General features: G+C 71.8%; 20 protein-coding genes. 13 read left to right on the forward strand and 7 right to left on the reverse strand.

The window, feature by feature from the left end; translation table 11 throughout:
* Nucleotide 1: 1 nt before the first annotated feature.
* Complete coding sequence (locus ACFY9S_RS10260; RefSeq protein WP_391125233.1) at nt 2-397, forward strand: hypothetical protein; 396 nt, start codon at nt 2-4, stop codon at nt 395-397.
* A gap of 2 nt (nt 398-399) precedes the next feature.
* Here ACFY9S_RS10260 and ACFY9S_RS10265 read toward each other — a convergent pair whose 3' ends face one another.
* The gene (locus tag ACFY9S_RS10265; RefSeq protein ID WP_391125236.1) at nt 400-1,602 is read right to left on the reverse strand and encodes an N-acetylmuramoyl-L-alanine amidase; all 1,203 of its coding nucleotides are present in this window, start codon (nt 1,600-1,602) and stop codon (nt 400-402) included.
* 216 nt (nt 1,603-1,818) lie between these two features.
* On the opposite strand from ACFY9S_RS10265, the gene ACFY9S_RS10270 reads away from it, so the two are divergent.
* From ACFY9S_RS10270 to ACFY9S_RS10285, 4 genes are all read left to right on the forward strand, one after another.
* Nucleotides 1,819-2,439, forward strand: a complete 621-nt coding sequence (locus ACFY9S_RS10270; RefSeq protein ID WP_102909835.1) for an RNA polymerase sigma factor — start codon at nt 1,819-1,821, stop codon at nt 2,437-2,439.
* Nucleotides 2,440-2,588: 149 nt separating this feature from the next.
* The gene (locus ACFY9S_RS10275) at nt 2,589-3,380 is read left to right on the forward strand and encodes a hypothetical protein (RefSeq protein ID WP_391125239.1); all 792 of its coding nucleotides are present in this window, start codon (nt 2,589-2,591) and stop codon (nt 3,378-3,380) included.
* A 405-nt stretch (nt 3,381-3,785) separates the two neighbouring features.
* The gene (locus ACFY9S_RS10280) at nt 3,786-4,460 is read left to right on the forward strand and encodes a sigma-70 family RNA polymerase sigma factor (protein WP_391125242.1); all 675 of its coding nucleotides are present in this window, start codon (nt 3,786-3,788) and stop codon (nt 4,458-4,460) included.
* A complete protein-coding gene (locus tag ACFY9S_RS10285; protein ID WP_391125245.1) occupies nt 4,460-5,467 on the forward strand; it encodes a hypothetical protein in 1,008 nt (335 codons plus the stop codon). Before ACFY9S_RS10280 ends, ACFY9S_RS10285 begins: the two co-directional genes overlap by 1 nt.
* A gap of 266 nt (nt 5,468-5,733) precedes the next feature.
* Here the strand turns inward: ACFY9S_RS10285 and ACFY9S_RS10290 are convergent, their stop codons facing one another.
* Nucleotides 5,734-6,582, reverse strand: a complete 849-nt coding sequence (locus tag ACFY9S_RS10290) for a L,D-transpeptidase family protein (RefSeq protein ID WP_391125248.1) — start codon at nt 6,580-6,582, stop codon at nt 5,734-5,736.
* 139 nt (nt 6,583-6,721) lie between these two features.
* Between ACFY9S_RS10290 and ACFY9S_RS10295 the strand changes: the two genes are divergently transcribed.
* Nucleotides 6,722-8,302 (forward strand): methylmalonyl-CoA mutase family protein, encoded by a 1,581-nt coding sequence (locus tag ACFY9S_RS10295; protein WP_391125251.1) that lies wholly within the window; start codon nt 6,722-6,724, stop codon nt 8,300-8,302.
* 155 nt (nt 8,303-8,457) lie between these two features.
* Here the strand turns inward: ACFY9S_RS10295 and ACFY9S_RS10300 are convergent, their stop codons facing one another.
* The 4 genes from ACFY9S_RS10300 to ACFY9S_RS10315 all read right to left on the reverse strand — a co-directional run bounded on the left by ACFY9S_RS10300 (nt 8,458) and on the right by ACFY9S_RS10315 (nt 13,157).
* Nucleotides 8,458-9,378, reverse strand: coding sequence for a class I SAM-dependent methyltransferase (locus ACFY9S_RS10300; protein WP_391125254.1), 921 nt, complete (start codon nt 9,376-9,378; stop codon nt 8,458-8,460).
* Nucleotides 9,379-9,442: 64 nt separating this feature from the next.
* Nucleotides 9,443-10,597, reverse strand: coding sequence for an acyltransferase family protein (locus ACFY9S_RS10305; RefSeq protein ID WP_391125257.1), 1,155 nt, complete (start codon nt 10,595-10,597; stop codon nt 9,443-9,445).
* Nucleotides 10,598-10,839: 242 nt separating this feature from the next.
* Entirely contained in the window at nt 10,840-12,171 is a 1,332-nt protein-coding gene (locus ACFY9S_RS10310; protein WP_391125260.1) for a polysialyltransferase family glycosyltransferase, read from the reverse strand.
* Nucleotides 12,171-13,157 carry a glycosyltransferase gene (locus tag ACFY9S_RS10315; protein WP_391125263.1) on the reverse strand — a complete coding sequence of 329 codons (987 nt, stop codon included), beginning with the start codon at nt 13,155-13,157 and terminating at the stop codon, nt 12,171-12,173. Before ACFY9S_RS10315 ends, ACFY9S_RS10310 begins: the two co-directional genes overlap by 1 nt.
* A gap of 198 nt (nt 13,158-13,355) precedes the next feature.
* Between ACFY9S_RS10315 and ACFY9S_RS10320 the strand changes: the two genes are divergently transcribed.
* Genes ACFY9S_RS10320 through ACFY9S_RS10335 form a run of 4 tightly spaced genes read left to right on the forward strand, consistent with a single transcriptional unit; the run spans nt 13,356 to nt 18,064 of the window.
* Nucleotides 13,356-14,702 carry a DUF6716 putative glycosyltransferase gene (locus ACFY9S_RS10320; RefSeq protein ID WP_391125266.1) on the forward strand — a complete coding sequence of 449 codons (1,347 nt, stop codon included), beginning with the start codon at nt 13,356-13,358 and terminating at the stop codon, nt 14,700-14,702.
* 35 nt (nt 14,703-14,737) lie between these two features.
* Nucleotides 14,738-16,003 (forward strand): cytidylyltransferase domain-containing protein, encoded by a 1,266-nt coding sequence (locus ACFY9S_RS10325; RefSeq protein ID WP_391125269.1) that lies wholly within the window; start codon nt 14,738-14,740, stop codon nt 16,001-16,003.
* A 13-nt stretch (nt 16,004-16,016) separates the two neighbouring features.
* A complete protein-coding gene (locus ACFY9S_RS10330) occupies nt 16,017-16,955 on the forward strand; it encodes an N-acetylneuraminate synthase family protein (RefSeq protein ID WP_391125272.1) in 939 nt (312 codons plus the stop codon).
* A gap of 44 nt (nt 16,956-16,999) precedes the next feature.
* A complete protein-coding gene (locus tag ACFY9S_RS10335; protein WP_391125274.1) occupies nt 17,000-18,064 on the forward strand; it encodes a hypothetical protein in 1,065 nt (354 codons plus the stop codon).
* Between the two features lie 60 nt (nt 18,065-18,124).
* Here ACFY9S_RS10335 and ACFY9S_RS10340 read toward each other — a convergent pair whose 3' ends face one another.
* Nucleotides 18,125-18,835 carry a methyltransferase domain-containing protein gene (locus tag ACFY9S_RS10340; RefSeq protein ID WP_391125521.1) on the reverse strand — a complete coding sequence of 237 codons (711 nt, stop codon included), beginning with the start codon at nt 18,833-18,835 and terminating at the stop codon, nt 18,125-18,127.
* 289 nt (nt 18,836-19,124) lie between these two features.
* Here ACFY9S_RS10340 and ACFY9S_RS10345 point away from each other — a divergent pair, with 289 nt between their 5' ends.
* The 3 genes from ACFY9S_RS10345 to ACFY9S_RS10355 all read left to right on the forward strand — a co-directional run bounded on the left by ACFY9S_RS10345 (nt 19,125) and on the right by ACFY9S_RS10355 (nt 23,185).
* Nucleotides 19,125-20,357, forward strand: coding sequence for an amidohydrolase (locus ACFY9S_RS10345; protein ID WP_391125524.1), 1,233 nt, complete (start codon nt 19,125-19,127; stop codon nt 20,355-20,357).
* Nucleotides 20,358-20,818: 461 nt separating this feature from the next.
* The gene (locus ACFY9S_RS10350) at nt 20,819-21,862 is read left to right on the forward strand and encodes a BMP family ABC transporter substrate-binding protein (RefSeq protein WP_391125277.1); all 1,044 of its coding nucleotides are present in this window, start codon (nt 20,819-20,821) and stop codon (nt 21,860-21,862) included.
* Nucleotides 21,863-22,135: 273 nt separating this feature from the next.
* Complete coding sequence (locus tag ACFY9S_RS10355) at nt 22,136-23,185, forward strand: BMP family protein (RefSeq protein WP_031132846.1); 1,050 nt, start codon at nt 22,136-22,138, stop codon at nt 23,183-23,185.
* Nucleotides 23,186-23,230 lie beyond the last annotated feature (45 nt).

A 23,230-nucleotide genomic window follows, 5' to 3' on the forward strand; every position in this document is an offset into this window, starting at 1 on the left:
TGTGACGACTCAAGCGGAGACCAGGCCATCGGCGGCTGCGAAGCCGCTGCGATGGGCGGCGGACACAGTGGCGACGATGCGCGAGGGAGCACGGCTGCGCCTCGACTACTCGGCACAGAGTCTGTGGAGCATCGACCGGATGATCGAGGGGATACGGCGGGAGGGAGCGCCCGAGGACGCCGTCCGTCAGGTATTGCGCGGCTTCGGCGCCTACACCGGTGAGGTGATCGTGCGTCAGACAGGCGCCGAGTGGTGGGCGACCGGCGGCGACCACTGGATCCGCACCCCCGACGGGCGCCTGTGGGACCCCATCGACGAGGCCCGCCGCTGCTACGCCGGCCATGGGTCGTTGCGGTTGCTGTGCCGGGACGCGGTGAGCGCCGGGCCCCGGCGGTAGCGTCAGCGCGCGAGCACGTCCTCGTCCTCGGCCCAGGGCGCCGGGGATTCCGGAGCGGGCTCGGCCGGCTTGCCGGCGTTCGCGGCGAGGGTGCGGATCTCGGGCAGGTCGTCGTAGAGGGTCTGTCCGGGGCAGGCGGTCGGGTAGCCGTCGCGGTGCCCGGAGATGCGGTGGAACGTGCCCTTCTGCCCCAGCTTGTACTTGCCGTTGTCGGCACCGGAGGTCAGTACGACCGTCCCGGTCGGGTCGATGCCGTAGAGGCCGAGCTTCCACGCCGCGACCTTCGCGACCGACTCCCGCACCGCGGCGCTGGTGGCCGCCGTGGAGTGGTCGCCGAGCACCGAGACGCTGCTGGTGGCGGTGTTGAACCCGTAGGCGTGGGCGCCGAGGACGGGCTTGTCGATGCCGCCCGCCCGGCCCTCGAAGACGGTGCCGCATTTGTCGACGAGGAAGTGGTAGCCGATGTCGTTCCAGCCGTTGCTCTGCACGTGGTAGAGGAACACCCCGCGCACGATCGACGCCGACTCGGAGCAGGTGTAGTCGTTGGTGCCCGCCGTGTGGTGGACGAACATCGCCTTGGTGTCGCCGGTGTACGTGGGCGGGTCCTTCACCAGGGACTCGTCGGCGCCCCAGGCGGAGCGCGACGTCACGGCGGGACGCTCGGCGGCGAGCGGCCCGGCGGCCGGCCCGGCGATGTCCGGCCCTACGTCGTCCCGTTCGACTTCGTCCGGTTCGACGACCGCGGTGTGCACGGCGTCCGACCCGGCCTCGGGGTCGACCAGCTCGACCCGCAGCCCGGTCGGCAGGCGGGTGCCGGAGACGCGCACCTGGAAGCCGTCCGCGGGCCCGGTCCACAACGGCTGGGTGCTGCCGCGCACACCCGGCCGGTCGTGGTCGGGGCCCGTCTCGGGCGTACGGACGTCGGTCTCCAGGGGGCGCCACGCGCTCCACGCGCCGCTCTCCCGGGAGCGGGTGCGCACCAGGGCGGTGCCGTCCAGGGCGGCGTCCGGGTCGTCCCAGGTGATGCCGATCAGGCTGAACGGCTCGGAGGTGCGCGGGGCGAGGGACCGTTCGTGGGGGTCGCCGTCCGGCACCCGGACGGTGTGCACTCCGTCCGAGGAGGTGGCCCGGGCGGGCTGGGTCAGGCCGAGGGAACCGAGGGCCAGGGCGGTGGCGACGGCGGTGCGCAGGAGGCGGGGTGTCATACGGCGCTCGCCTTTCGTGGGCGGTTGCATCGCGAGCAGAGCTCCCCGGTACGTCACTTGGCCGAAACCTCCCCGGGGCCGGGCTCCCGAGGACGGCGGGACGGGTTGACCCGAACGGTCGTCGCCGCCCGGAGCCCGACGCGCTGTGACACTTCCGCGCGGCCCGGCGCTGATGAGCGTGGGAGGGTGCGCACCCGGCACGGACGAGGACGGTACTTGGGTCAGGGAACGGAGCCCCGGCGCGGACAGGCGTACGACGGGGAACTCGGCGCGGCCGTCGCGCGGGCCCAGCAGGGTGACGAGGCGGCCTTCGCGGTCGCCTACCGCTTCGTGCAGCCCGGTCTGCTCGGCTATCTGCGCGGCCTGGTCGGGGACGACGCGGAGGACGTGGCGTCCGACGCCTGGCTGGAGATCGCCCGGGACCTCGGGCGGTTCCGGGGCGACGGGGCCGGCTTCCGGGGCTGGACGGCGACCATCGCCCGGCACCGGGCGCTGGACCACCTGCGCCGGCAGCGGGTACGGCCCCGGCCGTCCGCGCTGGAGCAGGACGTCCTGGAACTGCCGGGACCGCAGAGCACGCACGACCAGGCGCTGGAGGCACTCTCCACCGAGCACGCCCTGGAGCTGGTCCGTGGCCTGCCGCCCGACCAGGCCGAGGCCGTGCTGCTGCGGGTGGTGGTAGGCCTCGACGGGCCGGCCGCCGCACGGGTGCTGGGCAAGCGGCCGGGCGCGGTACGCACGGCCGCCCACCGGGGCCTGAAACGTCTCGCCGGGCAACTGGGCGCGGAGAAGAGTGTGACGGATGAGGCTCCCCGGACGCTGGGTGAGTCGACGTGAACGGAACGGGCGGCTCCGCGAACGGTCGGATGGGTCGCGCGGACCCGGCGCCCTGAACGGGGCGCGGCGGCGGGACGTACTGGGGCCCGGCGGACCCGGCGCCCCCGGAACAGACGGATGGATCGGATCGAGCAGGAACGGAAACGGACATGGGTGAACGGCAGAGCGACGGCGGGCTGTCCGGCCGTGGTTCCCGTCACGCCCTCATCGACTCCGACGTGGAGGCGCTGATCATCGCCTCCCTCATCCGGGACGGCGTCGACGCGGAGGCAGAACAGCGGGCCGTGGCCGCCTTCCGGGCCGCCCGGGACGCCGCGCCCCGGCGGGCGCGCACCCGCCGCCGGGACGACTGGCGTCCCCGGCAGCGGCGCTACCTGGGGCGGTCCCTGAGGACGACGCTCTCCGTGCTGCTCGCCAGCCTCACGCTGGGCGGTGTCGCCGTGGCGGCGATCGGCGTGGCCGGATCGTCCGACGAGGGCACGAAGGACGCCCCCGAGCGTTCGCCCGCCCCGAGCAGCGCCCCGCGCGACCCGGCGCCGAAGCCTCCCCGCGGCAGCCACAGCCCCGGTACCGGCGCCGGCCCTTCGCCGGCTCGCCCGGACCGGCCGGACGCCGCCCGGGACACCGAAGCCCACTGCGGCGCCTACGAACGGGCCGGGGGACGCGGCAACGCCCTGGACGGGACGGCCTGGCAACGGCTCGTGGCCGCCGCGGGCGGTGAGAGGAACGTCACGGCGTACTGCGCCGAGCGACGGGAGAAGCCGAACGCCGGGCGTGGCGGCTCCGGGAACGAAGACCCCGCCGCCAACGACGGCGCGCCCGACGCGAACGACGGGGCGGGCAACGGCACGGCCGAAGGGCCGGACGGCGGCGCGGGCAGGAGCGGGAGTGAGGGCAAGCGCTCCCAGCCCGACGGCCGGCCCAACGGCCGTAACGATTAAGGGACTCCACGAAGTGCCGGCCGGCGTCGCCGGGCGGGAACGCGCCTCCGCCGGCACCTGCCTTGGCAACGGCCGAGGCCGCCACCCCCCACAGGAGAGGCCCCGGCCGTCGCGCGGCACGGGCCGCGCGGCGGCCCGTACTTCCTACAGCGTCGGGTCTGCGTTTTCTGTCACACCTCGCCGTGTCACGGCTTAGTTGCATCCTGGGCGGACATGGACGGGGAATGGTTTCAGGTCGTAACGTGCCATTCGCGCCAACGCGAAGGCGGTACGACCACCGCAATCACCTGCGGGCTGTCACCGCGACCACCTGCGGTGTCAACACCGCAACCATCAATTGAGGAACCACGACGGCGAGAACCCGGTCCGCGAAAGCGGCGCCGGTTCGGGCGCATAAGGGGTGCGGTGCTGGGGGACGACGCGGAGCTGACCGCCGCGGTGCGCGCGGCACAGGACGGAGACGAGGACGCGTTCCGGACTGTGTACCGCACCGTTCACCCGCGGCTGCTCGGGTACGTACGGACGCTCGTCGGCGACCCCGACGCCGAGGACGTGACGTCCGAGGCGTGGCTTCAGATAGCCCGCGATCTGGAGCGGTTCACCGGCGACGCGGACCGGTTCCGCGGCTGGGCCGCCAGGATCGCCCGCAACCGCGCCCTCGACCAGATACGCATGCGCGGGCGGCGGCCCGCGATCGGCGGTGACGAGACCGAGCTGACCGGCCGGGCCGCCGAGTCGGACACCGCCGGCGAGGCCATCGAGGCGCTCGCAACCGACGGCGCGCTCTCCCTGATCTCCCGGCTGCCGCAGGACCAGGCCGAGGCGGTCGTCCTGCGCGTGGTGGTGGGGCTGGACGCGAAGACCGCCGCGGAGACGCTGGGCAAACGCCCGGGCGCGGTCCGCACGGCGGCGCACCGGGGTCTGAAGCGGCTCGCCGAACTGCTCGGCGACGACCCGCAGGCCGATCCGGAATCGGCCGGGGGGCTCGACGCCCTGCCACCCCAGCGAGAACCGCGCGGCGGTGCCGTGACGTCCGCAGGTGTGACGCGTGGCGTTGCGCGGACGCAGAAGGATGTGTGATGGCCGACGAGCAGTACAGGTGGCTGGACCGCGAAACGGCGGAGCGTTTGCTGAGCGGAGAGCCACCCGGAGCTGTCGAAGGCGCCGGCCGGGACCAGGCCGAACACCTCGCCAGAACCCTCGGCGCACTGTCTCCCAAATCCCCACTGACCAGCGATGAACTCCCCGGTGAGGCCGCCGCGATGGCCGCTTTCCGCAAGGCCCGCGCGGAACGCGCCGACGCGACCGCGGCCCCTGCGGCCACCGGCGGACAGGATGCGCCGGAGATCACCGACGCAGGGCTGGTCCGTATCGGAGGCCACGGCGGCAGCGGCGCAGGGACCGCACTCCGGCCCCGCTGGGCCCGTCCCGCGCGCTTCGCCCTGGCCGCCGTGCTGGCCGTCGGCATGGCCGGCGGGGTCGCCCTCGCGGCCGGAACCGGAGCCCTGAGGGCACCGTTCGGCGGCGACGAGCCCGACCCCGGCGCCTCGGTCTCGGCCGCCGCCACCCACCCGGAACGCCCGCTGCTGTCGCCCTCGCCGAGCGACGCCGCGCAGGACGGATCCACCCCCGGCGGCGCTCCGAGCGGCTCGTCGACGGGCGGGTCCGGTACCCGGGACCGGGACGAGCGCCGTGACGGACCGGCCCCGAAGCCGGACGACCGTGAAGGCCGTTCCGGCGACCACCGCGAGGAGATCACCTCCGCCTGCCGCGACCTGCGCGACGGCAAGCGGCTGGACCCCGACCGCAGGCGCGCCCTGCGGGACGCGGCGGACGGCGCACGGGTGTGGAAGTACTGCAAGGGCGTCCTGTCCACGGCGGGCCCCCGCTCGGGGGAGCGCGGGCACGACGACCGGCCGGGCCAGGGCAGGCACCAGGGCAAGGGCGCGGACCGGGACCGCGACCGGGACCGCGACCGGGACCGGAAGCAGGACGAGGCCGAGCGGAAGAACGAGCGGAAGGCCGACGGGAAGGCCGACGGGAAGACCGACCGGATGGCCGATCAGCGGTCCGGGGAGAAGGACTGACGGCGGTGACGTCGGTGGCGGCACGAACCGTGGCCGGTTCTGATGTGTTGCCGCACCGCTGTGACCTGCGGTTTCGCACTTTCTGAAAATCTTCTGGCCGAGGGTGTGACGTTTTCGGCCGCCCCGGCGCAGTAATGAGTGAGCCGACTGGTCATCGGCCGTCGCACAGAGCCGGGGTTCCCCCCGTACCTACGGCTCGTGCACCTGAGCGCGGGCGGGACACGTTCCCCCGGTCCCGCCCGCGCCCCAACTCCCTCCCCCCGCTGTCACCAGGACACGACGACCTTGTCGCCGTCGCGGACCTGCGCGTACAGCTCCGCGATCGCCGCCTCGTCCCGCACGTTGACGCAGCCGTGCGAGGCGCCCGCGTAGCCCCGGGCGGCGAAGTCCGCCGAGAAGTGCACGGCCTGGCCGCCGCTGAAGAACATCGCGTAGGGCATCGGCGAGTCGTAGAGCGTCGAGACGTGGTCGCGGGACTTCCAGTAGACGGAGAAGACCCCCTCCCGGGTCGGTGTGTACTGCGAGCCGAAGCGGACCGCCATCGTCGACACGGTCCGTCCGTCGACCATCCAGCGCAGCGTCCTGCTGGTCTTGTCGATGCAGAGCACCCGGCCGGTCCGGCAGCGGGCGTCCGGAGCGTCGGCCCGCTGGCCGCCCATCAGGTAGAGGTCCCACCGGCCCGGCTCGCGCGTCATGCGCAGCAGCCGCTGCCAGGTGACGGCGTCGGTCTTCCCGGTGCGCGGCAGCCCGCGCTTGCCCTGGAACCCGCTCACCGCCCGCTCGGTCGGCTCGTCGTAGGTGCCCGTCGGTCCGTCGAACAGCCAGGCGACCTGCCGCAGCCGGGCCTGCAGCTCCCGGACGTCCCGGCCGGTGTCGCCACGGGACCACAGCACCCGGGGCGGGACGGGAGCAGCACGGGGCCTGTCGTCGTCCGGGCGCGGTGCCGGGTCCGGCCCGGCGCCGTCACCGGCGGCCGTGCGGCCGGGGGACGGGGTGCCGCCGGGCAGCTCGATGTGCACCGGCGAGCGGCGCTTCCCCTCGCCGTCCGGGGTCTGCACCGTGCAGCCGGTCAACGCGGCCACCACGGCGAGTCCCGCTGCGAACGCTCTCCCCATGCCCGTAGTACGCACACGGCCCCCCGCTCGTCTCACCGGTGTGCCCGGATGCCACTTGAGATGTTCCCCGGGCGTGACCGGCCGCGAACCAGGGGGCATGGTGGTGAGCGAGGTCACTGCTCAGCGGGAGGCATCCACCATGGCGCGTGAGTCGGAGTCCGGACTGCCCATCGAGCCGGTCTACGGACCGCAGGCCCTTGAGGGCTGGGATCCGGCGGAGAAGCTGGGGGAGCCGGGGGCGTTCCCGTTCACCCGCGGTGTGTACCCGTCGATGTACACGGGCCGTCCCTGGACGATGCGCCAGTACGCGGGGTTCGGTACGGCCACGGAGTCCAATGCCCGCTACCGGCAGCTGATCGCGCACGGTACGACGGGTCTGTCGGTCGCCTTCGACCTGCCCACCCAGATGGGCCACGACTCCGACGCCCCGATCGCACACGGCGAGGTCGGCAAGGTGGGCGTGGCCATCGACTCGATCGAGGACATGCGGGTGCTGTTCGGCGGGATCCCGCTGGACCGGGTTTCGACGTCGATGACGATCAACGCCCCGGCGGCCCTGCTGCTGCTCCTGTACCAGCTGGTCGCGGAGGAGCAGGGCGTCGGCGCGGACCAGCTGACGGGCACGATCCAGAACGATGTGCTGAAGGAGTACATCGCCCGGGGCACCTACATCTTCCCGCCGAAGCCGTCGCTGCGGCTGATCGCGGACATCTTCCGGTACTGCCGGGCCGAGATCCCGAAGTGGAACACCATTTCGATCTCCGGCTATCACATGGCCGAGGCGGGGGCCTCGCCCGCACAGGAGATCGCCTTCACCCTGGCCGACGGCATCGAGTACGTGCGCACCGCCGTGGCCGCCGGCATGGACGTGGACGATTTCGCCCCGCGGCTGTCGTTCTTCTTCGTGGCACGGACCACGATCCTGGAGGAGGTCGCGAAGTTCCGTGCGGCGCGGCGGATCTGGGCGCGGGTGATGCGTGAGGAGTTCGGGGCGCGGAATCCGAAGTCGCTGATGCTGCGTTTCCACACCCAGACGGCCGGGGTGCAGCTGACGGCCCAGCAGCCCGAGGTGAACTTGGTCCGGGTCGCCGTGCAGGGCCTGGCCGCGGTGCTGGGCGGGACGCAGTCACTGCACACCAACTCCTTCGACGAGGCCATCGCCCTGCCCACCGACAAGTCGGCACGGCTGGCCCTGCGCACCCAGCAGGTCCTGGCCTACGAAACGGACGTGACCGCGACCGTCGACCCCTTCGCCGGGTCCTACGTCATCGAGAAGATGACCGACGACCTCGAAGCCGCGGCCGTGGCGCTGATGGACAGGGTCGAGGAACTCGGCGGCGCCGTCGACGCCATCGAACACGGCTTCCAGAAGAACGCGATCGAACGCAACGCCTACCGCATCGCCCAGGAGACCGACTCCGGAGAACGGGTCGTCGTCGGCGTCAACCGCTTCCAGCTCGACGAGGAAGAGCCCTACGAGCCGCTGCGCGTCGACCCCGCCATCGAGGCCCGGCAGGCCGAACGCCTGGCCGAGCTGCGCGCGGAGCGCGACCAGCCGGCCGTGGACGCGGCCCTGGCGGCGCTGAAGAAGGCCGCCGAAGGCGACGACAACGTCCTCTACCCCATGAAGGAGGCGCTGCGGGCCCGCGCCACCGTCGGCGAGGTCTGCAACGCGCTGCGCGAGGTGTGGGGCGCGTACGTCCCGACGGACGCCTTCTGACCGACGGCCGGGCGGGGATGCCGGACTCCCGTGCCACGCCGGCCGGCGGGGGCGACTACGGCGCCGGGTGCGCTGTCTCCGGAGTTCGCGGTGCAGCTGTCGTCGGCAGGTCCGCAGAGGTCCCGGCCCGCCGACGCCCCTGGCACTGTGGACCGTCAGGACCGTTTCGCGCGTGCCCGGCGCACGGCTCGGGTGATCACGGGTGGCAGCAGGTCCTTGGCGAGCCGGCGGGCCCGGGACGGAGCGGGCCGGGCCGGGCGCGCCGCGGCCGACTCGGCGACCGGGGGAGCGGGGGCCGGCGGGGGCACGGGCTCCACGTAGTGCCGTGAGGGCGGGAAGAACGGTGGTTTCGTGCCCCGGGAGCGGGTCCGGATCAGCCGGTGTCCGGCCGCCTGCTGCACGCTCAGCCCGACGTCCGAGCGCTGGCGCAGCATCTGAAGCAGTTCCTCCTGGAGCGGTTCGGGATCGCCCCAGGTGGCGTACAGCTTCTGCGTGCTGAGGCAGATCGGGCGCAGGCCTCGGTTGAGGACTGCCTCCCAGGCGGCGACCGAGACACCCGGGGTGTGCTCGGACCGGAAGTCGTCCAGGACCACGACGCCCTCGGGCAGCAGGATGTCGTGGGCCGCGCCGATGTCGCCGTACACGTGCTCGTACAGGTGCGAGGCGTCGATGTGGATGAAGCGGCAGCTGTCCGGGGCCACCTTCTCGTCCACCAGGGAGCTGGGGCCGGTGATCACCGCCGGCAGGGTGTCGTGGAAGGAGAGGTAGTTCCGCTCGAAGGCCTGCTGGGTGAGCGAGGCGTACGACTTCGTGGACTCAGCCTTGTTGGCCTCGTCCGGGGCGTCGCCCTCGAACAGGTCGCAGACGGTGAACAGTTCGCCGTCCTGGAGGTGGTGGCCGAGGAGGATCGCGCTCTTGCCCATGTAGACGCCGAGCTCCAGCAGATCACCCTTTATGCCGGCCTTCTTCTGCTGTTCGAGGAACCAGGTGAACAGCATCTGGTCCAGCGGCGGGAACCAGCCCGGGACGTCGGCGAGTTCGCCGGGGTGCTTTTCGGTCGCTTGTGCGTTGGTCATGAGGCGAGCCTTCTCTCTGAGCGTTGCCCCGATCGACGGCCGGTTGAACGTCCCGTGAACAGGGTCAGCGGACCTTCGTCAGGGCAGCCCGCAGCCGGGGCGTCAGCGGCTTCTCCACATACTTGTTCAGCAACCACGCCAGCAGCAGCATTGACGCCACCGTCAGCGCGAAGGTCACCCCTGAGGCCAGCCCCAGACCTCGGTGCAGGGCGTGGATCACCACCCAGCCCAGGTGCTCGTGGACCAGGTAGAAGGGGTAGGTCAGCGCACCCGCGACCGTCAGCCACCGCCAGTTCACGCGGCCCAGCAGGCCCAGCGCGATCGCGGCGACCGCCACGAACCCGAACGTCACGACGGCGATGATCCCGAACGAGGAACGGTAGGAGAAGGCCTCGGGGTCGGGCGCGTGCCACAGCCCCCGCACCGCGTAGTGCTGGCCGATCAGCCAGCTGACGGCGACGATGGCCCACCCGTACACGTCCCGCCGGTCGCGGTGCACGAGGTAGAGGCCGACACCGCCGATGAAGAAGGGCGCGTACTCGGGCATCAGGACGATGTCGAGCAGCGGCATGTTCGCGTTCTCGGCGATCACCGCCGCCAGCGTCCAGCCCGCACAGAACATGATCACCCGGCGGCGGTTCGCTCCGGGCAGCACGACGCACAGGGCGAACAGGGCGTAGAAGCGGACCTCCGCCCACAGGGTCCAGCACACCCCGAGCACCCGGTCCACACCCAACGGCATCTGCAGCATGGTCAGGTTGACCAGGGCGTCGCTGGGCGAGACCGCCTTGTACGCCACCACCGGCAGCGCGAACACCGCCGTGACGATGAGCACCGCCACCCAGTAGGCGGGCAGCAGCCGGGAGGCGCGGGAGGCGAAGAACGACCTCAGGGGGCGGCCCCAGCCGCTCATGCAGATGACGAACCCGCTGATCACGAAGAAGACCTGGACGCCGAGGCAGCCGTAGGCGAACAGCGCGTGCAGCGTGGGGAACTGGTCCCTGGGGGAGGTGCCCCAGGCCTGGGCGACCTCACCGCCGCGTCCGCCGTAGTGGTAGAGCGCCACCATCAGGGCGGCCACCAGCCGCAGTCCGTCGAGGGCGCGCAGCCGGCCGCCGGAATCGCCTCTGCGCCGTGGGGCGGTCGTGGCGCCCGGTGGGTCGACCAGCACGGCGACGCCGGGCTGGGGCTTGCGGGTGCTGACGGCCGTCTCGGTCACGCTGGAAACCTCTGTGTGGCTCGTATGTCCCTGGCTTGAGCCGCCCGTGGGCGGGCGCCGGTCACGCTAGGACGAGAGTTGACGGAATGTCGTTCGATGGCGACAGGCTTCGTCCGCCGGTCTCCACGGGTTCATCTGGATGTCGCCCGGGGCGGGAGCGGTGGCCGGAGCGGGCGGCCCCGCCGGACGGGCGGCGATCCCCCGCCGGCCGCTCCGGGGCGTGCCGCCGGGCAGGACCGGCTTCAGCGGCGTACCGCCTTGCGCAGCGCCCGGGCCCGCCGGACCACCCGGCGTGCCGTGGAATTACGGGGCAGGAACGCCAGTCGCTGCGGAACGCCGCCGGGCAGTCCGAGCGCGGTCAGACGCCGCTTCTTGAAGTAGCGCCGGGTGCGCGGCCCGAGATGCCGGGCGAGGAACTGCTCGGCCCGCGGGCGCAGCTCCGGGTAGATCTGCGGCTGCATGGTGAACGCGAGGGCCGTGACCAGGGCGGGCAGCCGCTCGGCCGGCAGCAGGTCCCCGTCCTTGCCGCTCTCCAGGCCGGGCAGCACCGCGTCCGCCAGGGTGGCGGGGACCCGGTTGCTGTTCTGATACGGCGTCAGCCGCTCCAGCAGCAGCTCGGTTCCGATGCGCGTGGCCGGCAGGTCGTAGAAGGCCGAGGCGGTGAACAGCGCGGTCGAGAAGCAGCCGACGACCAGCGCGGGCCGGGCCCGGTCGAACAGCACCTCGGCGAGCACGGGCGTGTCCAGCACCATGAGGTCCACGCCGAGCTTCTCGGCCTCGGTCTCCAGGGCCCGGCTGTAACGGGCCGGTGCGGTCGGGTGGGGCTTGAAGACGACCGTGCGGTGGCCGCGGACGACCGCGCCCCGCATCATCCGTATGTGCAGGTCCTCTTCCTCCTCGGGGGAGAGGATGTCCAGCGCGGACAGGTACTGGCCGAGCAGCAGCGCCGAGTCGCCGGGCACGTCCGGCAGTTCCGGCACCGTCTCGGTCACCTCGCCGAGCACCTTCAGGAACGCGGGCGTCGGCACCAGGTGCGCCGGCACGCCGAACTCGGTGAGCAGCACCGGTGTGAGCCCCGGCACCAGATCCAGGTGCAGCAGCCGGCGCACCCGCGTGCCGACCAGCGGGTCGAGCTTGTTGCGTGTGGGGCCGTAGCTCATCAGCCCGTCGGCGTAGACGTCGATGGGCGCGTCGGTGAACAACTGGGCCAGCGTCAGGGCGGGCGTCACCTGGATCGACTCCAGCACCAGGCTCACCCGGTCGTCGCCGAGGCCCCACAGCAGCCGCAGGTAGCGCTCGAAGAGGGGGATGTCGTCGGCGCGCGGCGTCCAGGCCCCGGGGTGGAAGGGGCGGATGGCCTCGTTCCAGGACAGCACCTCGTCGAAGTGCTCGCGCAGCGGCGCGAAGCCCGGCATCTCGTCGAGGGGCGGAGTGGTCTCCGGGGTCGTGGAGTTGTTGAACACCAGCAGCACCCGGCGGTCCGGCTCCTCGAACAGGCCGGAGTCGATCGCGGCGGCCAGGGTGGCGACGCCGTACAGCGTCGACGCGCAGAAGATCTGAGTGGTCCCGGGCATCAGGCGGCCGCTCCCGTCGTGATGACCCGGCGCCGCAGCCGCCGCAGCTTGGACGAGCGGTCCATGTCCATGGCCTCCAGTGCGTCGGCGAGTGCGTCCTGTGGCATGCGCTTGATGGCCGCCGCGCTCATCGACCGCAGCTGCCTGGCCACGGCCGGTTCGAACCTGTCCTCGTGGGAGAGGTGGTGGGCGATGATCGCGCAGTAGGTCCGCACCGCCTTGGGCAGCAGCCGGCCGGCGTCGCGGTCCGCGGCCGTCTCCTCGACCACCTGGTCGAAGGCGCGGATGAAGTCGAGCTGGCGGACGTCGCCGATCTGCGTCAGGGACGAGGCGACCCCGCGCCGGTAGAACACGCCCAGCAGGCTCACCACGGCGAACGACTCCGCCTCCCGGTGCAGCTTCCAGATCCACGGCCGGTCCTCGGCCGTGCGCAGCCCGTCGGTGAAGTGGAGCACGCCCTTGTCCACCAGGCGGCGGTGGTACGCGCCGGCCCAGGCGTAGGCGTAGTCCACGGAGGTGGAGCGGTGGGCGGGGAGTATCGCCTCCCTCGGGTCGAACGCCTCCCAGCGCCGTCCGACCGGGACCCGGTGCACGGAACGGGCGCGCGCGGTGGCCTGGACGTGGTCGGTGCGCACGAAGTCGCACCCCAGGTCGTCCATCGCGGACACCAGTTCGGTGAGGTAGCCGGGGGCCAGCCAGTCGTCGCCGTCCAGGAACGTCAGGTACTCGCCCTGCGCCGCGTCCAGGCCGGTGTTGCGGGCGGTGGCGAGACCACCGTTCCGCTCGTGGCGGATGTACCGAACCCGGGCGACATCCGAAAGGTCCTCGGCCGCTCGTTCGAGAATGGCCGGAGTTTCGTCCTTCGAATGGTCGTCGACCAAGATGAACTCGAAATCGCGGTCGGCGTTCAACCGAAGGCTTCTGAGGGTGTCCAGGGCATATTGCTGCACGTTGTAGAACGGCACGATCACGGAAAGCTTAGGCACCCGCAAAACGTTAGGAGGCCGCCCGGCAGCGGAACTTTCCGATGAAGGTACACCGGGTGAACTCCATGTGTCAGAACGGTGCACCCCGTGTACTTCCCGGCTTTCAGCCGGCCAGTTCGGCTCTCGGTGGGCTGTTGTTAACTTTTCGTTGAGTCGCGGTTCCGCCATACCTAGCATTCGCTTCCTAGCGTCTTCGACGTGCCAGTAAGTACACCGAAGCGCCCGCGAATCGCGGTCCTTGCGGACTCGGACACCCGATGGAAATGGGGTGCGCTGACCGCGGACCGCATCGTCCCGGAACCGTCCATGGAAACCGCACCGCGGGAGGGCGCGCAAGCCCACCCCCGCCTCGACGGATTCCTGCTGCGCGGCCGGGCGACGCCCACCCCGCGCCAGCTGGAGGAAGTGGGCGTGCGCGCCGACTCACTGCGGGAGGTCACCGCCGCCGGGTTCCTGCGCGCCATGGCCGAGGAGTCCTACGACCTCCTGGTCCTCTCCCTGGTGGGCGGCGGTGTGCAGGCGATGCTGCACGGCCTGAAGCACGTCTGGGAGAACCGCGCCGCGCGGCCCGTCGTCGTCACCGGCTACGTCGGCGTCGTCTACGAGAAGCTCGCCGACGGTCTGCTGCTGCGGCACGGCGCGGACCTCGTCCTCGCCAACTCCCGCCAGGACGCGGACCGTTTCCGGGCCGTGTACGAAGGGGTCGGCGCGGACGCCTCGGCGGTGACCGAGGTGGCGCTGCCCTTCCTCGGCGGCGCGCCCTACGAGGGGCGACACGACCCGCGCACCGTGGTGTTCGCCGCCCAGCCCTCCGTCCCGGAGAGCCGCAAGGACCGTACGTACCTGCTGAACCGGCTGGTGCAGCACGCCCGCAGGCACCCCGAGCGCGAGGTGCTGCTGAAGCTGCGCTCCAAGCCCGGCGAGCACACCACCCACATCGAGGAACTGCCGTACCAGAAGCTGGTGCAGAGCCTCGACGCGCCCGCCAACCTCCGGCTCGTGTACGGGAACATGGGCGAGGTCCTGGACCGGACCGACCTGCTGGTGACGGTCAGCTCCACCGCTGCCCTGGAGTCGCTGCACCGCCGCATCCCCACGGTCGTACTGACCGACCTCGGCATCCGCGAGTCCCTCGGCAACCACCACTTCGTGGGCTCCGGCTGCCTCGCCTCCTGGGACCAGCTCGACGCCGGGCACCGGCCCGCGCCCGACGAGGAGTGGGTGTCCCGGCAGGGCGTCGCGGCGGACGGAACCTACGGCTTCGCCTTCGACGCGGCGCGCGAGCGCATCGCCGCGCTGCTCGACCGGCCCGGCGGCCTGCCCCCGCTGGCCCCGTACTACACCCCCGTCACCGCGCCCGGCTATCTGCCCGGCATCCTCGCCCGCCACCACCTCGGCCCGGACGGCGCGCCGCTGCCCGGCGCGCCCGCCGCCGGCAAGGACCCCGGACCGGTCCGGCAGATCGTGCGCCGGGCGGCGCGCGGCGCCTACCGGCACGGCGTGCAGCGCGTGGCGCCCGTCATCCGGCGGATGGGCGAGCTGTGAGCCGCCCCGAGACCCCTGCCCAAGGAGTAGACCCCATGTCCCACCCGGAAGCGGGCAACGGCGCCGCCGTGCGCCGCGTGCTCGCGGTGATCCCCGCACGCGGCGGCTCCAAGGGCGTGCCCGCGAAGAACCTCCTCCCCGTCGGCGGCGTCCCGCTGGTGGCGCGGACGGTACGCGAGTGCCGCACGGCCCGGCTGGTGACCGACGTCGTGGTCTCCACCGACGACCAGGCCATCGCCGCCGCGGCCCGCGAGGCGGGCGCCGAGGTCGTGCTGCGGCCCGCCGCCATCGCCGGCGACACGGCCACCTCCGAGGCCGCCGTCCTGCACGCCATGGACGCCCACGAGGCCCTGCACGGGGCGCCGGTGGACGTGGTCCTGCTCGTGCAGTGCACCAGCCCGTTCATCGTCCGCGAGGACATCGACGGGGTGGCGGGCGCCATCGCCGAGAACGGCGCCGACACCGCGGTGACCGTGGCGCCCTTCCACGGGTTCGTCTGGCGGGACGCGGAGGAGGAGGTCGTGGCCGGATCCGTCGCGGAGAGCGACGCCGCGGCCGGCGGCGGCTACGGCGTCAACCACGACAAGTCCTTCCGGCCCCGCCGCCAGGACCGCCCGCAGGACCTGCTGGAGACCGGCGCCGCCTACGCCATGGAGGCCGCCGGCTTCCGCGAGCACGGGCACCGCTTCTTCGGCCGTACCGAACTGGTCCGCACGGACCCCGCGCGCGTGCTGGAGATCGACGACCCGCACGACCTCGCCCGCGCCCGGGCCCTCGCCCCGCTCTTCGACGCGGGCCGGCCCGGCGCGCTCCCGACCGCCGACGACATCGACGCGGTCGTCCTCGACTTCGACGGCACCCAGACCGACGACCGGGTGCTGGTCGACTCCGAAGGACGGGAGTTCGTCTCCGTGCACCGCGGGGACGGACTCGGCATCTCGGCCCTCCGCCGGAGCGGCCTGAAGATGCTGATCCTGTCCACGGAACAGAACCCTGTGGTCGCCGCCCGGGCCCGGAAGCTCAAGCTCCCGGTGCTGCACGGCATCGACCGCAAGGACCTCGCGCTGAAGCAGTGGTGCGAGGAGCAGGGCATCGCGCCGGAGCGCGTGCTCTACGTCGGCAACGACGTCAATGACCTCCCGTGCTTCGCCCTCGTGGGCTGGCCCGTGGCGGTCGCGAGCGCCCACGACGTCGTGCGCGGCGCCGCACGCGCGGTCACCACCGTCCCCGGTGGCGACGGCGCGATCCGAGAGATCGCCAGCTGGATCCTCGGCCCCTCTCTCGATTCCCTCACCAAGTAAGGACATCTCTGCCATGAGCACCAACTCCCGTATCCGCCGGTTCGGTTCGCGCGAGGTCGGCCCGGGCCGTCCGGTCTACGTCTGCGGTGAGATCGGCATCAACCACAACGGCGAGCTCGAGAACGCCTTCAAGCTGATCGACGCCGCCGCCGACGCCGGCTGCGACGCGGTCAAGTTCCAGAAGCGCACCCCGGAGATCTGCACCCCGCGCGACCAGTGGGACATCGAGCGCGACACCCCCTGGGGCCGGATGACCTACATCGACTACCGCCACCGCGTGGAGTTCGGCGAGGACGAGTACCGCGCGATCGACGACTACTGCACGTCGAAGAACATCGACTGGTTCGCCTCCCCGTGGGACACCGAGGCCGTCGCCTTCCTGGAGAAGTTCGACGTCCCCGCCCACAAGGTCGCCTCCGCCTCCCTCACCGACGACGAGCTGCTGCAGGCCCTGCGCTCCACCGGCCGCTCGGTGATCCTCTCCACCGGCATGTCGACGCCGAAGCAGATCCGCCACGCGGTGGAGGTCCTCGGCTCCGACAACATCGTGATGTGCCACGCCACGTCGACCTACCCGGCGAAGGCCGAGGAGCTCAACCTGCGGGTCATCAACACCCTCCAGCAGGAGTTCCCGAACGTCCCGATCGGCTACTCCGGCCACGAGACCGGCCTGCAGACCACCCTCGCCGCGGTCGCGCTGGGCGCCACCTTCGTCGAGCGCCACATCACCCTCGACCGCGCCATGTGGGGCTCGGACCAGGCCGCGTCCGTGGAGCCGCAGGGCCTCACCCGCCTCGTCCGTGACATCCGCACCATCGAGGCCTCCCTCGGTGACGGCGTCAAGAAGGTCTACGAGTCCGAGCTGGGCCCGATGAAGAAGCTGCGCCGCGTCACCGGCGTGGTCGCCGAGGCGGAGATCGCCACGGCGGCGGGCGAGCCGGTCGGCGTCTGAACGCACCCCCACAACCCCCCTTACGACGGAACGGTCGTACGTCGATGAGACCCCGCGCCGGGAACGCCGGCCCCCACACCCTCGCCTTCGTCGAGAGTCCGGTACAGCTGCTCAATGTGCTGGAGTGGGCGCACGCGCACGCGCCCGGCGTGGGGCTCACCCTCGTGGTGCTGTCGCCCCTCGACCCGATGACGCGCGGCCAGCTGCGGAGGATGTCCGACCTGGCCCGCGACGAGGGGCACCGGGTCCGCTGGGAGGAAGCGCGCGGCGGGCCCCTGGCACCCTTCCAGACCATCGGCGGCCTGACCGGCCTGCTCCGCAGGGCGCGCCGGGTCGTACTGGGGGATCCCTTCTCCCGCTACGTCCAGCTGCTGCTGACGATCACCCACGCCCGTGACCTGGTCGTCGTCGACGACGGCACGGCGACGATGGAGTTCGTCGGGCAGCTGGCCCGGGGCGAACGACTGGTGCGCTGGCACCGCAAGGGCGGGCGCCCCGGCCCCCGTGACGTGATCTTCGCGCCGGTGTCGGCCTCGGCCCGCCGCCGCCTGACCCCCTCCGGCAGCGGGCGCATCGAGATCTTCTCCTCCATGCCGATGGAGGAGACCCCGGCGGGCGTCACGGTCGGCGCCAACACCTTCGCCTGGACCCGGGCCCGCTTCGGCCCGCCCCGCATCACCAAGGGCGCCGACATGGTGGGCACGTCCCTGGTCGAGACCGGCGTGGTGGACGACGGCCGCTACCTGGAGGCCGTCCGTGCCCTGGCGCGGACCCACGGCGCCACGCGCTACTTCGCCCACCGCCGCGAGAGCACCGACAAGCTGCACCGCCTCGCCGTGGAGACGGGCCTGGAGATCGTCCGCCCCGAGCTGCCCCTGGAACTGATCGCCCGCCGCGGCCCCATCGGCCGCACGATCCTGAGCTTCCCCTCCACGGTCGTCCACACCCTGCCCCTCGCCCTGTCCGGCACGGAGGTTCGCGTGGCGGTCTGCGACATCGACCCGGCCTGGCTGACGGAGACCGCCTCCCCGCGAGCCCAGGGCTTCCTGTCCGGAGTCACGGGCACGGCGCGGGACGTCCACCGTCTGTCAGCGGTGCGGCCGGTCTGAGCGCCTGGGGCGACGGGCGGGGGTGCCCCGGGCGACCGGGGGAAGCTTCGGTAGTTCCACCTAGCCGCGACCGCTGGGCCGAGAAACGCCGGACGGTGCGGGCGCCGCTCTGCGGGCCAGGAGGAACGCGCGCGGCATCTTCTCCTCACCCTGGGGCGCGCGCAGCACCTGGGCGTACACCTCCAGACCCGCCTCTTCGAGGTGCCGGGCGACCGTGTCCGGAGTGCGCCAGTAGTAGTCGAGCGAGATCTCCTGCCCGTAGCGCTCGGTCAGTCGCCGGTGGCCGTCCTCGTCCCCGGACTGGAAGCCGAGCAGCACGGGCGCCCCGGGCAGCAGGACACGGCGGAAGCCGGCGAAGACGGACGGCAGGTGATCGTCCGGCACATGGATGATCGAGTAGAGCGCGACGATGCCGCCCAGCGTCTCCTCCGGCAGGTCGAGAGCCGTCATCGAACCGACGTGGAAGCGCAGCTCCGGGTGCGCCCGGCGGGCCAGGGCCACCATGCGGGGCGACGCGTCGATCCCGAACACCGGCAGCCCGGCCTCGTGCAGCCGCGCCGTCACGTGACCCGGACCGCTGCCGACGTCCGCGACCGGCGGCCGCCCGGCCGTCCCGGCGGCCCGGACCAGCTCCACGAACGTCGTCAGCAGCGCCCGCTCCAGTGGTCTTCCGGCCAGACTGTCGGGGTGCTCGGCGGCGTAGGCCTCGGCGATGGCGTCGTACGAGACCTGTGTGGACTGCAAGAAATCGGGGGCGCGCACGGGGCGCAGACTAGCGGGGCGCGCGTCCGGCAGATGAACAGGCCCGTGTTCGCCGCGCAGGGCGTGGTATCCGTGGAGAGGATGGATGGATACCGGAGTCGTGGCGCTGGTGTGGCCGAAGTCACACTCCGGGGGATGAATGGCCCGTCCTGGCCCAAAAGGCAGGCGAGTTTACCCATCTCACTTGATGGCTATGCGCCCGGCGGTCATATTTTCTTCCCCTATCGGGTTGAAGTTTTGTTGATCCAGGGTCAGACGACCGCCTCGGCGCCCTACCCTTCAGAGGGTGAAGCAACTGATGTCACTGGAGTCCGAGGTCGATCTTCCCGGCGGAGCCGTACTTCCCGGTGCACTGCCCGACGCTCTGCGGGCCGAGCTCATCGCGTTCCGGCGCGACATGCACATGCACCCGGAGCTCGGCAACCAGGAGTTCCGCACGACCGCCGCGATCAAGGAGCGGCTCGAGCGGGCCGGCCTCAAGCCGCGCGTCCTCGCCGTGGGGACCGGACTCGTCTGTGACATCGGTGTGGAGGGCGAGCAGTGGGACGGAGGTCCCAGCATGCTCGCCCTGCGGGCCGACATCGACGGCCTGCCCATCCCGGACACCAAGGCGGAGTGCCCGTACCGCTCGACCGTGCCCGACCGCGCGCACGCCTGCGGCCACGACGTGCACACCACCGTCGTCCTCGGCGCCGGCCTGGTCCTCGCCGAGCTGCACCGGCAGGGCGCGCTGCCCCGCCCCGTCCGGCTGATCTTCCAGCCCGCCGAAGAGGTGCTGCCCGGGGGCGCCGCCGACGCCATCAAGAGCGGGGCGCTGGAAGGTGTCGGCGCGATCATCGCCGTGCACTGCGACCCCCGCTTGGACGCCGGGAAGATCGGGCTCCGTGAGGGCCCCATCACCTCCGCCTGCGACCGGCTGGAGATCGGGCTCGACGGCCCGGGCGGCCACACCGCCCGCCCCCACCTCACGACCGACCTGGTCACCGCCGCGGCCCGGGTCGTCACCGACGTGCCCGCGCTGGTCGGCCGGCGCTTCGACAGCCGCAGCGGGCTCGCCATCACCTGGGGCCGGGTCGAGTCGGGTCACGCGCCGAACGTGATCCCGCAGCACGCCGAACTCTCCGGCACCGTGCGCTGCCTCGACCTCGAGGCGTGGCGGCAGGCCCCCGACGTGGTGGTCGCGGCCATCGACGAGATCGCCAACCTCCACCGCGCCAAGTCGGAGATCAACTACGTGCGCGGCGTCCCGCCGGTCGTCAACGAGCCCGGCGTCACCGAGCTGCTGCGCGACGCCATGATCGCCCGGCGCGGCGTCGAGTCCGTCGAGGGCACCGAGCAGAGCCTCGGCGGCGAGGACTTCTCCTGGTATCTGGAGCACGTCCCCGGCGCCATGGCCCGCCTGGGCGTCCGCACCCCCGGCGAACGCCAAGTGCGCGACCTCCACCAGGGCGATTTCGACGTGGACGAGTCGGCCATCAAGGTCGGCGTAGAACTCTTCACAGCCGCAGCCCTGGTCAACGGCCTCCGCTAGGACCCCTGCGGGGGCGCGGGGAACGGCGCGCCCAGCCGCGACGACCTCAAGGGGCGCGGGGAACTGCGCGACCAGCCACGACGGGGCCGCACGGGCACGACGGCCTCAAGGGGCGCGGGGAACGGCGCGACCAGCCACGACGGGGCCGCACGGGCACGAAAGCGACCTCAAGCCCCCACCCGGCCCGGGCGGCCACACCCTCACCGGCCCCCCGGCGGAGCCCCCGGTTGCGAGCGGCGCAGCCTCACGGCAGCCTGGTGCCCGTGGCGAGGTAGACACGCGCCGTGTCCCCGAGTACACCTTTCGACCCCGTTCGATCCCGTGGTTCACAAGGGCGTAACCGGCCATCGGCACGAATGGATAACGGCCCCGCGGCGAACCGTTCCCAGAAGTGTCTACGCGCGTTAATGTGCGCCGAACCGAGCACCCACTGCGGGGCTTTGGAGAATGGGGAACTTCAGATGCGTCGGATTTCCAAACTGACCCGCGTCGCGGTGGGGGTCGCGTCGCTCGGGCTCGTCGCCACGGCCTGCGGCGGCACCAGCAGCGACAGCGGCGACAGCGACAGCAGCGAGCGCGGCGTCGCGATCGCGTACGACGTCGGCGGCAAGGGCGACCAGTCCTTCAACGACGCCGCCTACGCCGGCCTGACCAAGGCAAAGGACGAGTTCGGCTACAAGACGGCCGACATCGAGCCCACCGAGGGCGAGACCGACGCGGACAAGGAGCAGCGTCTGGCCTCGCTGGCGAAGCAGGGCTACAACCCGGTCATCGGTGTCGGGTTCGCCTACGGCCCGGCGCTGAAGGCCGCGGCCGCCAAGTATCCGGACACCACCTTCGGCATCGTGGACTCCGTCGTCGAGGCCAAGAACGTCGCCTCCCTCGTCTTCGCCGAGGAGCAGGCCTCGTACCTCGCCGGTGTGGCCGCCGCCAAGGCCACGAAGTCGGACGTCGTCGGCTTCGTGGGCGGCGTGGACATCCCGCTGATCCACAAGTTCGAGGCGGGCTACAAGCAGGGTGTCGAGGACACCAAGCCCGGGGTGCAGGTCCTGTCGCAGTACCTCACCCAGACGGCCGAAGAGGGCGGATTCGCCAGCCCCGACAAGGGCAAGGCCGCCGCCGAGGGCCAGATCGAGAAGAAGGCCGACGTGCTCTACGCGGCCGCCGGCCTGTCCGGACAGGGCGTGATCGAGGCCGCCGCCAAGGCGAAGGCCTGGGCGATCGGCGTCGACTCCGACCAGTACAAGCAGGCCCCTCTGGCCCCGTACAAGAACTACATCCTCACGTCCGCGCTCAAGGACGTCGGCGGAGCGGTCTACTCGCTGTCCAAGTCGGTCCAGGACGGCAAGCCGCTGAACGGCACGCAGACCTTCGACCTGAAGGTCAACGGCGTGGGCCTGTCGGAGTCGAACCCCGAGTTCGCCAAGGTCGCGGGCCTCAAGGAGGCCGTGGACAAGGCGAAGCAGGGCATCAACGACGGCTCCATCACGGTGAAGACCGAGTAGAACCGCCCCCACAGGGCACCGGAGCGGGCGGACACCTCAGGGTGTCCGCCCGTTTCGTGCTTCCCGGGAGGTGGATCACCCAGCGCCACCCCCCGTTTGCGGTCGGCAACGCCCCGGCCAAGGCCCGGTGATGGCTTGGCCACGGCCGCATAACAAGGTGGACAGAAGGGGTTTTCAGGCAGGTCTACGCGCGTTAATCTGCGGCGAAGCCAGCGCTGAAGCTGAACCGTCCCGGCGCTGTGCGACCTCGTTGTACGACAGGAGCACCCACACATGCGCCGGATTTCCCGGATCACGGTCGCAGGCGCAGCGACCGCCTCCCTGGCACTCGCGCTCTCCGCCTGCGGCGGCACCTCGACCTCCGCCGGGTCGTCGGACTCGAAGGGCGACAAGGGTCTCGCCATCGCCTACGACGTCGGCGGCAAGGGCGACCAGTCCTTCAACGACGCCGCGTACGCGGGCCTCGAGCAGGCGAAGAAGGAGTTCGGGTACCAGACGGCCGACGTGGAGCCCACCGAGGGCGAGACGGACGCCGACAAGGAGCAGCGCCTGGCCTCCCTGGCCAAGCAGGGCTACAACCCGGTCATCGGCGTCGGCTACGCGTACGCCTCGGCCGTGAAGGGCGCCGCGGAGAAGTTCCCGGACACCACGTTCGGCATCGTCGACGACGCCACGATCAACACCAAGAACGTGGCCGACCTGGTCTTCAACGAGGAGCAGGCCTCCTACCTGGCCGGTGTCGCCGCCGCCAGGACCAGCAAGACGAAGGTCGTCGGCTTCGTCGGCGGTGTGGACATCCCGCTGATCCACAAGTTCCAGGCGGGCTTCGCGCAGGGCGTGAAGGACACCGACCCGAAGGTCAAGGTGCTCTCCCAGTACCTCACCCAGACGGCCGAGGAGGGCGGTTTCGCCAGCCCCGACAAGGGCAAGACGGCAGCCGAGGGCCAGATCGAGAAGAAGGCCGACGTCGTGTACGCGGCCGCCGGCCTGTCCGGTCAGGGTGTCATCGAGGCCGCCGCCGCCAACAAGGTGTGGGCCATCGGCGTCGACTCCGACCAGTACCAGCAGGAAGCCCTCGCCAAGTACAAGGACTCCATCCTGACCTCGGCGATGAAGGATGTCGCCAAGGCGGTGTACAACCTGGCGAAGTCGGTCGAGGACGGCAAGCCCGAGACCGGTATCGTTCGTGGCGATCTGAAGACCGGCGAGGTGAGCCTGTCGAACTCCAACCCGAAGTTCGCGGACGACGCCGAGCTCCAGGCAGCCATCAAGACGGCCAAGGAGAAGATCATCAGCGGCGAGATCAAGGTCAAGAGCAGCTGACGAGCGACTGCCTCGAAGCAGGCGGTAACCCCCGGGGTTACGTCC

It is taken from the genome of Streptomyces sp. NPDC012474 (assembly GCF_042955185.1).
In the GTDB taxonomy this organism is placed as follows: Bacteria; Actinomycetota; Actinomycetes; order Streptomycetales; family Streptomycetaceae; genus Streptomyces; species Streptomyces cahuitamycinicus.